Below are 12,654 nucleotides of genomic sequence, written 5' to 3'. Positions count from 1 at the left end.
GGGCCACGAGCGCCCCGTCCGTGCATAAAAAAAGCCCCGCACAAGGCGAGGCTTTCCAGTATAGATTGGGTATTGCGCCTACGGCGCGATGTTTTTATCCGTTCAATGCTTCCGCACCACCCACAATCTCCAAGATCTCGTTGGTGATCGAAGCTTGACGCAACTTGTTGTAGGTCAACTTCAGCTCTTTGCTGAGCTCGGTTGCGTTGTCGGTTGCTTTGTGCATGGCCGTCATTCGCGCTCCGTGCTCTGAAGCATTCGAATCCAATAGAGCTTTGAAGAGTTGAGTTCTCAAACTCTGAGGAATCAACTGCTCAACAATTTGCTCTTTGTTGGGCTCAAAAATGTAGTCCGCCGTTGAAGAAGCGTCTTCATTGATTTCGATGGGCAAGAAGGTCTCTTTCTTGAGAATCTGAGAAGCTGCGTTCTTGAAGCTGTTGTATACAAGTACGATTTCATCGTATTCTCCAGAAGCGTAGGCTTCCATCAATCGATTCGCGATTGAGCCAGCATCTTCGTAGGTCAAGTTATCAAAGATCGCCACGTTGATTTCGTTCACGCGGTACTCGCGCTTTTGCATCAACTCACCGGCTTTCTTTCCGAGGGCCATTACTTCTACGTGTGCACTGGCGTACTTTTCATCAGCCAACTCGCGAGCGGCTTTGAACACGTTTGAGTTAAAGGCACCACAAAGACCACGGTTTGAGCTGACCGGAATCAACAACACCTTTTTGACGTCGCGCTTTGAAGCGTATACGTTCTCCGAGGTGTCCAAACTGGCGCTCAAGTTTCCGAGAATCTCAGTGAGCTTTTCGGCGTACGGACGCATCTGTGTGATGGCGTCCTGAGCGCGTTTCAATTTGGCGGCTGAAACCATCTTCATCGCACTGGTAATCTGCTTGGTGCTGTTCACCGAGCCAATGCGATTCCGAATTTCCTTAAGGTTAGCCATTGGGGTTAACTTTTACGATTGGTACTTCGAAGTCAATTCAGCACAAGCTGATTTCAACACGTCTTGGATCTCATCGTTCCAAGTTCCCGTGCGAAGTTGATCCAAAGTGTCTTGGTGTTTTTGACGAAGGAAGCTGGTGTACTCAGCTTCGAATTCACGAACCTGGTCAACCGGTACATCGCGCAACAATCCTTTCGTTCCCACGAAGATGATCGCGATCTGCTCCTCTACAGAAACAGGCGACCCCTGTGGTTGCTTCAAGATCTCTACGTTACGCTTTCCTTTCTCAATAACGTTCATGGTCGCCGCATCCAAGTCCGAACCGAACTTCGCAAAGGCTTCCAATTCGCGGTACTGTGCTTGATCCAATTTCAAGGTACCCGCTACTTTCTTCATCGCCTTGATCTGAGCAGAACCTCCTACACGAGATACAGAGATACCTACGTTAATCGCTGGACGAACTCCGGAAAGGAACAAGTTACTCTCCAAGAAGATCTGACCGTCCGTAATGGAAATTACGTTGGTTGGAATGTACGCGGAAACGTCTCCTTCTTGTGTTTCGATAATTGGAAGTGCGGTCAAGGAACCGCCACCTTTTACTTTGTCTTTCAAGACTTCAGGAAGGTCGTTCATTTGAGCTGCGATGGTGTCGTCGTTGATGACTTTCGCTGCACGCTCCAAAAGGCGCGAGTGCAAGTAGAATACATCTCCAGGGTAGGCCTCACGACCTGGAGGACGACGCAACAAGAGGGATACCTCACGGTAAGCAACCGCTTGTTTTGAAAGGTCATCAAATACGATCAATGCTGGACGTCCTGTATCGCGGAAGTACTCTCCAATCGCCGCTCCAGAGAATGGAGCAAAGAACTGCATTGGAGCAGGGTCAGATGCGTTCGCCGCAACAATTACGGTGTAATCCAACGCTCCTTTTTCTTCCAAGGTTTTTGCGATACCAGCAACTGTTGATCCTTTCTGACCTACAGCGACGTAGATACAGAATACAGGCTCACCGCGATCGTAGAATTCTTTCTGGTTGATGATGGTATCGATGGCCACGGTAGTCTTACCGGTTTGACGGTCACCAATAATCAACTCACGCTGTCCACGTCCAATAGGAATCATGGAGTCAATCGCTTTCACACCAGTTTGAAGAGGTTCGTTTACCGGTTGACGATAGATTACACCAGGAGCTTTTCGCTCAATCGGCATCTCGTAAAGGTCACCTTCAACAGGCCCTTTACCGTCAATTGGGTTACCCAAACCGTCTACTACGCGGCCCAACAAACCTTCACCTACGTTTACAGAAGCAATACGTCCGGTACGCTTGGCAACACTACCTTCACGGATGTCAGTAGAAGGTCCGAGCAATACAACCCCAACGTTGTCTTCTTCCAGGTTCAATACGATTCCCTGCAATCCGTTTTCGAACTCGACGAGCTCACCAGACTGAACTTGGTTCAATCCGTAAATACGGGCAATACCATCTCCAACTTGGAGAACGGTTCCCACTTCTTGCAGCTCGCTCTCTGATTTGTGGCCAGCGAGTTGTTCGCGGAGGATTGCTGATACTTCAGCAGGATTGATTTCTGCCATCTTAATACGCTTTTATGTAAAGATTTTCTTCGAATTCGCGCGCGATTTTGTTCAATGCCCCGCGCATACTAGCATCAATTTGTTTGTCGTCCATACGTAGGACAAAACCTCCAATGAGGCTATCGTCGATGAGCTCGTTAAGCTCAACTTCTGCACCTGTTTCTGCGGACAGACGAGTAATGACTCGCTCGCGAACATCGTCATTCAACGGACGCGCGGTACTCAAGTACGCAGTTTTGATTCCCTTGTGCTCTTTGTAAAGGCTCAGGAATTTGTCGGCGATCTCCAGCAACAACTCTTCGCGTTTCTTCTTGGCCAAAAGGGTCAAGAACTGAATGGACAAATTGCTCATCTTGTTCTCGAAGACCTTGGTCAAGACAGCGATTTTGTCGTCTGGCTTGATGATCGGGCTACGCAACATCAAGGTCAAGTCGCGACTCTCTGATGCAGACTCGAGCAAGTGCTTCATATCTGCATGCACCTCTTCAACCTGATTCAGGTCGAGAGCGAGGTCCAACAAGGACTTGGCGTAGCGCTGTTTTACCAGTGAATGCTTCATTTCACGGCTTAGTTAAAAGAAATGTCGTTCAGGTAGTCGTCCACCAACTCCTTCGACTTATCTGTATTGGTCAATTCAGAACGAAGAACCTTCTCAGCAACTTCAATAGCGAGCGTACCTACAGTGTTACGCAAATCGTGAAGAGCAGCTTTTTTCTCGTTCTCAATGGTTTCACGTGCTTGAACCAAGATCTTCTCGGCTTCGTCTTTTGCTTTTTGCTTAGACTCCTCAACCATGTTGTCGCGAATTTCTCTCGCCTCTTTCAACATTTGGTCGCGCTCAGCACGCGCTTCTTTCAAAATACGTTCGTTGTCTGCTTTCAGGTTCGCCATTTCCTCGCGCGCTTTTTGCGCTTCGGTCAAGGCCTCTTCAATAGACTGTTCGCGATCGTTAACCGCGGTCAAAATAGGTTTCCAAGCAAACTTGCGGAGAAGGAATAAGAGGATTAGGAACGAAAGTGTCGTCCAAAAAACTAATCCAAATCCTGGGGTTACTAAATCCATGCTCGTGTGTAATTAACTATGCGTTCTTTTTTGAGGAAAGATCATCGGCTGCAGGCAATCCCTGTTCAACCGATGATCCTGTGCTAATGTGATTAGGCAACCAACAAGGAAACAACCACCGCGAAAAGAGCAACACCTTCAACAAGTGCAGCAGCAATAATCATCGCAGTTTGAATCTTTGAGGTAGCTTCTGGTTGACGAGCGATAGCATCCATCGCTTGTCCACCTACACGTCCGATACCCAAACCGGCTCCGATAACGGCCAATCCAGCACCTAATGCAGCTAATCCAGTCATAATGAACTTAAATTATAGTTAGTAAATCGTTCCTCTATCAATGGTGCTCTTCTACGGCCATTCCAATGAACAGTGCAGAGAGCAAGGTGAAGATGTACGCCTGCAACGCAGCAACCAACAGCTCCAATACATTCATGAACAACACGAACGCTACGGAGACAGGAGAAATCAACACCGTGTCAAAAATGAAAATCAATGAAACCAAGCTCAGAATGATGATGTGCCCTGCCGTAATGTTGGCAAAGAGACGAACCATCAACGCGAAAGGCTTCGATAGAATTCCAATCAGTTCCACTGGAATCATAATAGGCCACAAGGCAACAGGTACCGGTGGAGTCAAAATGTGTTTCCAGTAATATTTTTTACCGCTGAAGTTGGTGATCAGCAAAGTGAAGACCGCCAAGGTCATCGTGAGGGCGATGTTTCCCGTGTAGTTCGCGCTAAACGGGAAGAACGGAATGAGCCCGATGAGGTTGTTGATCCAGATAAAGAAGAACAGGGTCAACAAATAAGGCATGTAGCGCTTGTAGTCTTTTTCACCGATGTTGGGTCGGGCAATGTCGTCGCGCACAAACACGATTAAGGGCTCTAAGAATTTGGCCATTCCCTTCGGTGCAGCAGCGCCGTTTTTCTTGTAGAATTTAGCCGTACCCAAGAATAACCAGAAGATGATTACCATAGAGAGCATCATGCTGAATACATTCTTAGTAATGGAGAAATCTAATGGAGCGGCATTCGCAACATTGTGATCGGCATCCATATCTACGTACTGACCGTGAGCATTAGGCTCTTCGCTGGCGTAGTAGATTTTTTCGTGGAGGTTGACAAAACGTTGTCCCGCAAATTCAACGACGTGATGCCCTTCTGTGTCGTGATGAAATTCGCTCGAGGAGAAAATCATGAGTCCGTTATCCGTCCAGAGAATGACCGGCAACGGCATGCTGATGGGATGTCCGTTGTAATCAATGATATGAAAACCGTGGGCATCCGCAATGTGGTGCATGATTACCTCTGTGGCATTGAATTCCTTCTCTTCGCCGTGATCCTCACTGTGACTTTCTCCGTGTCCGGCTTCATGCTCCTCAGAGTGAGCATCACTGTGGTCTCCGTCATGGCTTTCTGAATGCTCTTCAGAGTGCTCGCCGTCATGTGAAGTTGCGTGTGCTTCAGTGTGTGCTGAAGAATCAGCATCGTGGTGATCTTGGGCCGCGGCAATATTGACGGAGAATAGAAGTGCCGCAGTAATCAGTAAAAAGGCTCGAAATGAATGATTTCGCATCGTCGTGAACTCAGTAAATACCTGCTTCAAAAATCGCTGCAAAAATAGGTATAAAAGTCGAATATGAAAGCCAATATTCGAACTTATTAACACCTGTTGAAAGCGAATCAAACAACGCTGCGAATTCGACGGAAGATCAGGGTCGTTTCCAGCGTCAAAAACAGGAAATAAGGAATCATGGTGTGGACCACTCGAGCCTTGATGTCGGGAGCGTCATTTAAGAGTCCCGGAAGCAGGTAAATAACCACTGCCATCATTTTGACCACTCCACCACCGAGGAAGCCAAAACCCAGTTGCTGTGGGTGTTTTCGTTCCAACCAGACGAGGAATACAAACACAACCTCATACAAGATGACCAAAAAGGCGTAGGTTGGCCACAGTGGCTTCATTTGCCATGCCTCAGGGAAAAGGTCCATGGTTAGGGACTGTATTAAATAAATCAAAGGGACCGCGACCACAAAGATCAGGGCGGGTTTCCAACTATTCTTCATCTTGGCTATCGCGCATCACGTTTCTAATGATTAAGTAAAGGGCAGCAAGGACACTGGTTAAAGACAAAATGAGCGTCCAAAGCGGGAATTCCGCTCCACGACGCTCATCTATTTTGTATCCGGCAAAACTACCTACGGCAATTACGCTCATCATTTCGATGGCCATGCCGCTGTACCTTGCCCATTTCTTAAGCCGATTGTTCTGCGGCTTCTTTGCGCTCGGCATCTTTCAAGTCTTTTACCACAGCTCCCATTTTACAAGTACCTGTAAAGTTGGCGCCGGGCTCAATGCTCAATTTATCCACGAGAATATCTCCGTGAATGTTTGCTGTTGCTTTAAGTGCGAGCAATTGGGTGACTTGAAGTTTTCCTTTGATGGTGCCTTCAACATCTGCATTTTGGCAGAAGACTTCCCCGGTGATTAAACCTTTTTCACCTACAACGACCTTTCCTTTAGTATTGATGCTTCCTTCCAGGGTTCCGTCAATACGAAAGTTTCCGTCAGAGATGATATCTCCTTTGATAGTGGTTTCAGGTCCGATTCGGTTCCGGGCTGGAGCCTGCGGGTCTAGATTTTTAGCCATGTCTTTTCCTTTTGCGAACATTAGAGTGCGAATAATTTGCGAAAAAAGGGCCTCAAATGTAGGTATTTAAGGCATAATGACCATAGAATCGTCGGAAAATCAAGGTTTTATAACCCTGACTTCAAGCCGTATTCCTCCATGAAGAAGAGTTCATAAGCTTCGGGGACTTTGTTCTGAAAGAGGATGGCAAAGTTAGGCTGAGAGATGACAAAATGCATCCATTCTCTACCGGTGAGGATGCGCTCGAGATCCGGCTCCTTTTCGATGGCGTTGAAATAAGACATGGCCTTCTCCCCCCCTTTCATGGAGCGAACAGATACCATTTGATACTCTTGATCCAAGAAGAGCCCTCGAACATTCAGGTTTTCCAAACTGAAGTACTGCTGGTTGAAATTACTCAAGAAGGTAGAAAGCTCATTAGCCTTGTTGCTTTCTGCCGGAAAGACGATGATGTAGAAGTGACTATCGTCTTTGGAAGAAGTGAACTTCTTAGCTTCTTCTGCGAGGTAATTCGCAACGGAATCGGACTCTTCCTTCTGAGCAACGACCTCTTCGGTTTCGCCGGTATAGAAGGCCACAATCCTCTGTGCTTCTTGACCCTCCTCAGAAAAGGGATACTTCTCGTAAACCGTTTTCATTTCTTCTACCAGCTTGGCTTCGCTGCGCTTTCCGTTGGCCATAGCCCTCAAAAAGGCAAACTTAGGCTCAAGTGGATCTCCTTCAAACAACTTGAGGTTTGCCTCACATTTTTTAGCGCAGGTGGTAAAACGCCCTTTTTCGAATTCAGCATAACAAGAAGCGTACGCCGCTGTCGATCGGTTTCTTTCCTCCTCTAGACGGTCTGCATAGGACGGGTCTTGGAGGATCTTTGCAAAGTCGCTGTTGGGATCCAGTTCAATGAGCAACTGTTTGTACTTGGCCGCCTTTTCCGGCTCTTCAAGATCCGTGTACAATCGGAATAAGTAGAAGTATTCCTGAATGCGGTATTTGTTTTCCGGGTAACGATCGAGCAGGCGTTCAAAGGTCTCGGCCGCCTTTGGATAATCGAAGAGTTTCTCCTTGTAAAGTAGCGATAGACCGAAGAACGCCTCGATATTCAGGGCGTCGAGTGAGTCTTGCTCCTCTTGGGTCGTCGGAAGTTGAGCCACGTAGATGCTGCGGTCGTACTTATATGCTCTAAAGGTGCTGTCTCCAATAGTCACCGTTATGGTGTCGCCAAACTCTTCTTCAAATTCATCTGAACTGAACGACTGCTTGTTGGAGCGCCGCCAATTGTCTTCTAAACGGCGTCTACCCCAAATACGCTGAAACTCTGTCCGCCCAAGGCTTACGGTTGAAGGATTGTAGAAGTACCAGTTCCCTTTGGTCGTGGACCCCTCATTTCGGTTGAAGTTGTCCTGCTGCATCCGCATAGAAGCATTGAACCCCTGTCTTGCTTCTTGCTCTCTTTTCCGGTCTTCCTCCTTGAGTTTGGCCAAGTACTTATCAATGGCCGCCTCTCGGTCACCTGGCTTCATACGTCCCAAACGCAAGAGGCTGTCATTCTCCTCAATGGTCAAAACGTAGCCGACCAATTCATCTAGGTTTTCTGCAAGCTGTTTTACCTCCTCGTATCGATCGAAAGTCGTCGGTAAAACCGTCATCGTACTGTCGTAGTAGGCTTGTGCTACACGATAATTGCCCTCGTCAAAGGTGATTTCTGCCAGCCGCAAGTAACTCTTCGCCTTTTGGGTGTTGTTGGACGTGCTGTAGTAGGCAGAAAGACTGTAATTCTCCTTGGCCTTTTCATCCTCTCCCATTTCCCACGCAATTTCAGCGAGAGCAAAATAGATTTGATCTAAGTATTCCAGGTTCTTTTCGTCCTGAGCGAGCTCTTCTAGAGCCTCGATTAATGGAGCGGCATTTCTTCGATAACCACTGATGCACAAAGCGCGCCGAATTTGCGATTGAAACTCCATAACGTACGGCGCTTTCATGCGAAGGACTTCAGCATAGTACTGAATTGCCCTGTTGCACTGACCGTTTTTCTCGTAGAGTTGACCGAGTATGAATGTGTACCGCGATTTACGCTCTTTGCTTTTGCTTTGACTGATGGCCCGCGTGAGCTGTTCAATGGCGTATTCGTATTCTTCCTGCTCCGCATGGATCTGGGCGTAGATGGCGTGGACCTCCGACTTTAAGTCATTCGGCACTTTTCCAGTCGTCTCCAAAACCTCCAAGGTGTAAATGGCCTGAGAGTAGTTGCCCATGGCCAAGTAGCTACGAGCTGCCCACCACATGGATTCGTGGTATAAGGATCCACCTGGAAATTGAAGCGCCACATAATTGAAGGCCTCAAGAGCAGCTAAATAATCCTGCTTGTAGAACCGGGCTTTACCAATGAGTAAGTAATTGTCATCAATCCATTGGTTCTTCTCTTCCCCTTTGATCACCATGGAGTGACGACGAATCACCACTGTGGCCTTTTCAATGGCCCGATCCATTTGGGAATAGATCATCTTGGCATCTTCAGGCGCTCCGAGAACATATACCGGAAGTACGTTTTCGTAATCGTCGATGACGGAGTTCTCCAACTTCTCCACTCCCTCCCGAAAACTTTCATTTCCGTTGAAGTATCCGTTGTAGTGAGCGGTCAACTTGTGGTACTCGCGATTCACGAACTTGTCCTTTTCCGTGGAGCAGGCCACGAGAACAAGGGCGAAAACAAGGGGTGCAATGAATTTTATGTGGTGCTTGATCTTCAAGTCAGCAGGGTCAATTTCCTTTACTTAACTGCGGGGCCGCAAATTTATTATTATTCAACGAGATCCGCCGCTCTTCTGCACAGATTGCGATATTTGCCAAATGGCAAAGAGCAAGGATAAGAATGAAGAAATCCGGCCTTGGATCGAGCGACTCAAGAACAAGTACCGCTTGGTTATCCTGAACGATGACACTTTTGAAGAGAAGTTGTCCTTTAGATTGTCGCGGTTGAATGTCTTTGTGGCAACGGGTCTCAGCGTTATTACCCTGATTGCTCTGACCATTATCCTGATTGCTTTTACCCCGCTTCGCGAATACATTCCTGGTTATAGCTCCACCTCCCTGAGAAGACAAGCCATGGACAATGCGGTCTTGACTGATTCTTTGAGGCGAGTGATTGCCAATCAAGAGCGATACGTGGACATTATTAACGGGGTGATCAGCGGAAACCTTCCGGAATACGATACAGCGGAAGTTGTTGAAGCCAGTGGAAACGACAGTATTGAAATGCCCCCGTCTCCTGAAGACAGCGCGCTGCGTGAGCGCGTTGCTCAGGAAGAACGGTACAACATCTTTGAAGACGGCGTTCGGGAAAGTGGGGACTTGACCAACTTGACCTTCTTTTCACCCATCAAAGGGGTGGTTTCTGGTCGTTTCGACCCATCCACAGATCACTTCGCAATCGATATTGTAGCCGCGGAAAACGAACCCATTTTAGCCGTTCTGGAAGGAACGGTCTTGTTGGCGACCTGGTCCAGCGACGAGGGTTATGTCATGGCTATTCAGCACGTCGGTGGATTGATCTCTGTCTACAAGCACAACAGTGTATTGCTCAAAGGACAGGGTGAAGTTGTTCAGGCTGGCGAAGCCGTGGCCATCATCGGTAACTCTGGGCACTTATCAACAGGACCCCATCTTCACTTTGAACTTTGGAACAATGGAATAGCCGTCGATCCAGAAAGCTATATTGTATTCTAAATGAGTTTAAAAGCCCTACTTGCCAAGCCATTTGCGGCCTACGCCGTCAAGCAAACCAATCGGTGGGCGAAGGCGCCCTTTGCAAGTCAGCGCGCCGTCTTTGAGCAGCTCATCAAAGGAGCGGAAAATACGGCCTTTGGTCAGGACCATGATTTTGGCAACATCCAGACGTACCAAGACTTCAAGGAACGTGTACCGGTTCGTGATTACGAAGACCTAAAGCCCTACGTCGAACGAATTCGACAAGGCGAACAAGACGTTTTGTGGCGGGGATTGCCACTCTATTTCGCCAAAACCTCAGGGACCACCAGCGGTGCTAAATACATTCCCATTTCCAAAGAAAGCATGCCCTTCCACGTCGAAGCGGCGAGGAATGCGCTTCTTCACTATGTGCATGAATCGGGGAACACCACCTTCATCGACGGCAAGATGATTTTTCTTCAAGGCTCGCCGGTCTTGGATGAAGACAGCGGCATCAAGCTGGGCCGATTGAGTGGAATTGTCGCGCATTACGTTCCAAAATACCTTCAGCGCAATCGAATGCCAAGTTGGGAAACCAATTGTATTGAAGACTGGGAAACCAAGGTGAGCGCCATTGTGGACGAGACTCTTCCCGAAGACATGCGGCTCATCAGCGGAATCCCTAGTTGGATGCTGATGTACTTCGAAAAAGTTCAGGAACGCACAGGTAAGAAGATCAAGGATATCTGGCCCAACTTTTCACTTTTCGTGAATGGAGGCGTGGCTTATGAACCGTATCGCGCGAAGTTTGAAGAGATGATCGGTGCTTCGATTGATACCGTCGAATTATATCCCGCTTCGGAAGGGTTCATCGCTTATCAAGACTCACAGACCGAACCTGGCCTTTTGTTGCTACTGAAGCAGGGCATTTTCTATGAGTTTATTCCGGCCGATCGATTCTATGACGACGATCCTCCCCGCTTGTCGATTGAAGAAGTCGAGGTTGGGGTCAATTACGCCCTGATCATGTCGACCAATGCGGGTCTTTGGGGGTACAACATTGGGGACACTGTTCAATTCGTCAGCACAGATCCTTATCGAATCATTGTCAGCGGCCGCATCAAGCATTACACCTCGGCCTTTGGGGAGCACGTAATTGCCAGCGAAGTCGAAGCGGCCTTGAAAGTGGCCACCGCAGACACGGGCATTCAAATCAACGAGTTCACGGTAGCACCACAGGTCAATCCTGAAGAGGGCCTACCTTACCATGAATGGCTCATGGAAATGGATGAGGTCCCGACGAACTTGGACGAGATGGCCGCCATCATCGACCGGGTCATGCAAGAGAAGAACATTTACTACGCCGACTTGATTAAGGGTAAAGTGCTCCGACCACTCGTCATCACGCCTATAAAGCCGGGCGGATTCAAAGCCTACATGAAATCGGTAGGACGATTGGGCGGACAAAACAAAGTTTCACGCTTGAGTAATGACCGCAAAATTGCGGATAAGCTCAGCGAATTTTCATGGTAATGGAAAAGAAGAGATTGGCCATTCTTGGGTCTACTGGATCTATCGGGACCCAAGCATTAGAAGTGGTCAGCGAACAGCCCGATCAATTCGAGGTGGAAGTGCTCACGGCAAATGCCAATGATGCGCTGCTGATTGAGCAGGCTCAAAAGTATCGCCCCAATGCGGTCGTTATCGCCGATGAGACCCGGTACGAGAAGGTGAATGACGCCCTATTTGACCTGGGCATCAAGGTTTATGGTGGCAAGGAGGCTCTGCGCGATGTGGTTCAAATGGAAACGGTTGACCTCGTGTTGACGGCTCTTGTGGGCTACAGTGGTTTAGCCCCGACCCTCAGCGCCATAGAAGCTGGGAAACCCATCGCCTTGGCCAATAAAGAGACTCTGGTTGTTGCAGGAGAACTGGTCACGGAAGCGGCCGCGCGCAAACGCGTTCCCCTATTGCCTGTGGATTCCGAACACAGCGCCATTTTCCAATGCTTGGTCGGCGAGTTTCACAACCCTATTGAGAAGATTGTATTGACGGCTTCGGGCGGGCCTTTCCGCGGAAAAAGCCGGGATGAATTGTTGCACGTCACCAAGGCCCAAGCCTTGAAGCACCCGAACTGGGACATGGGTGCCAAGGTGACCATTGACAGCGCGAGTTTGATGAATAAAGGCCTAGAGGTGATGGAAGCCAAATGGCTTTTTGGCCTACGGCCCGATCAAATTGACGTCATCGTTCACGCCCAGAGCATTGTACATTCCCTCGTGCAATTCGAAGACGGAAGTATGAAGGCCCAACTGGGGCTTCCCGACATGAAGTTGCCCATCCAATACGCCATGGGCTATCCGAACCGTTTGCAAAACAGCTTTCCGCGGTTCGATTTTCTCGACTACCCGAACCTCACTTTTGAAAAACCGGACATGGAGACCTTCAGGAACCTAGGATTGGCCTTTGCCAGCTTGGATCGCGGAGGAAACATGCCCTGTATTTTGAACGCCGCCAATGAAATTGCTGTGGCGGCCTTCTTGGAAGACCGCGTGGGCTTTTTGCAAATGTCGGATGTCATTGAAACTACAATGGCCAAAGCGACGTTTAAGGAAAAGCCAAATTATGAGGATTACGTGGCCTCAGACGCCGAAGCACGGCGCATCGCTGCGGAACTCATAAACTAGTACCTTTGTCACCCTTCAGGAACACGAAA

13 protein-coding genes are annotated in these 12,654 nt (G+C 48.4%); 3 read left to right on the top strand and 10 right to left on the bottom strand.

Going from position 1 to position 12,654, the window contains the following annotated elements:
* Positions 1–94: 94 nt before the first annotated feature.
* The 10 genes from atpG to HZ996_03345 form a co-directional block, all read right to left on the bottom strand.
* Positions 95–952 carry an ATP synthase F1 subunit gamma gene (atpG, locus tag HZ996_03390; protein QTN38221.1) on the bottom strand — a complete coding sequence of 286 codons (858 nt, stop codon included), beginning with the start codon at positions 950–952 and terminating at the stop codon, positions 95–97.
* A gap of 12 nt (positions 953–964) precedes the next feature.
* Positions 965–2,545 carry a F0F1 ATP synthase subunit alpha gene (locus HZ996_03385; GenBank protein ID QTN38220.1) on the bottom strand — a complete coding sequence of 527 codons (1,581 nt, stop codon included), beginning with the start codon at positions 2,543–2,545 and terminating at the stop codon, positions 965–967.
* A 1-nt stretch (position 2,546) separates the two neighbouring features.
* Positions 2,547–3,104, bottom strand: a complete 558-nt coding sequence (gene atpH, locus HZ996_03380) for an ATP synthase F1 subunit delta (protein QTN38219.1) — start codon at positions 3,102–3,104, stop codon at positions 2,547–2,549.
* An 8-nt stretch (positions 3,105–3,112) separates the two neighbouring features.
* The gene (locus tag HZ996_03375) at positions 3,113–3,607 is read right to left on the bottom strand and encodes a F0F1 ATP synthase subunit B (GenBank protein ID QTN38218.1); all 495 of its coding nucleotides are present in this window, start codon (positions 3,605–3,607) and stop codon (positions 3,113–3,115) included.
* A 92-nt stretch (positions 3,608–3,699) separates the two neighbouring features.
* Complete coding sequence (gene atpE, locus HZ996_03370) at positions 3,700–3,903, bottom strand: ATP synthase F0 subunit C (protein ID QTN38217.1); 204 nt, start codon at positions 3,901–3,903, stop codon at positions 3,700–3,702.
* Between the two features lie 37 nt (positions 3,904–3,940).
* Positions 3,941–5,182, bottom strand: coding sequence for a F0F1 ATP synthase subunit A (atpB, locus tag HZ996_03365; GenBank protein ID QTN38216.1), 1,242 nt, complete (start codon positions 5,180–5,182; stop codon positions 3,941–3,943).
* Positions 5,183–5,289: 107 nt separating this feature from the next.
* On the bottom strand, positions 5,290–5,598 hold the full coding sequence (locus HZ996_03360; protein ID QTN38215.1) for a hypothetical protein: 309 nt from the start codon (positions 5,596–5,598) through the stop codon (positions 5,290–5,292).
* Between the two features lie 64 nt (positions 5,599–5,662).
* Positions 5,663–5,839 (bottom strand): AtpZ/AtpI family protein, encoded by a 177-nt coding sequence (locus HZ996_03355; protein QTN38214.1) that lies wholly within the window; start codon positions 5,837–5,839, stop codon positions 5,663–5,665.
* Between the two features lie 22 nt (positions 5,840–5,861).
* The gene (locus tag HZ996_03350) at positions 5,862–6,278 is read right to left on the bottom strand and encodes a polymer-forming cytoskeletal protein (GenBank protein QTN38213.1); all 417 of its coding nucleotides are present in this window, start codon (positions 6,276–6,278) and stop codon (positions 5,862–5,864) included.
* 86 nt (positions 6,279–6,364) lie between these two features.
* Positions 6,365–9,001 carry a tetratricopeptide repeat protein gene (locus HZ996_03345; GenBank protein QTN38212.1) on the bottom strand — a complete coding sequence of 879 codons (2,637 nt, stop codon included), beginning with the start codon at positions 8,999–9,001 and terminating at the stop codon, positions 6,365–6,367.
* A gap of 100 nt (positions 9,002–9,101) precedes the next feature.
* Between HZ996_03345 and HZ996_03340 the strand changes: the two genes are divergently transcribed.
* From HZ996_03340 to HZ996_03330, 3 genes are read left to right on the top strand one after another with little or no spacing between them, the layout of a single operon-like run.
* A complete protein-coding gene (locus HZ996_03340) occupies positions 9,102–9,977 on the top strand; it encodes a M23 family metallopeptidase (GenBank protein QTN38211.1) in 876 nt (291 codons plus the stop codon).
* Entirely contained in the window at positions 9,978–11,471 is a 1,494-nt protein-coding gene (locus HZ996_03335) for a GH3 auxin-responsive promoter family protein (GenBank protein ID QTN38210.1), read from the top strand.
* Positions 11,465–12,625 (top strand): 1-deoxy-D-xylulose-5-phosphate reductoisomerase, encoded by a 1,161-nt coding sequence (locus HZ996_03330; GenBank protein ID QTN38209.1) that lies wholly within the window; start codon positions 11,465–11,467, stop codon positions 12,623–12,625. The genes HZ996_03335 and HZ996_03330 overlap by 7 nt, the downstream gene beginning before the upstream one ends.
* Positions 12,626–12,654: the final 29 nt, after the last annotated feature.

Source organism: Cryomorphaceae bacterium, assembly GCA_017798125.1.
In the GTDB taxonomy this organism is placed as follows: Bacteria; Bacteroidota; Bacteroidia; order Flavobacteriales; family ECT2AJA-044; genus ECT2AJA-044.
The sequence above is the reverse complement of the archived record's forward strand: the minus strand, read 5'-3'. Positions and strand labels throughout refer to the sequence as shown.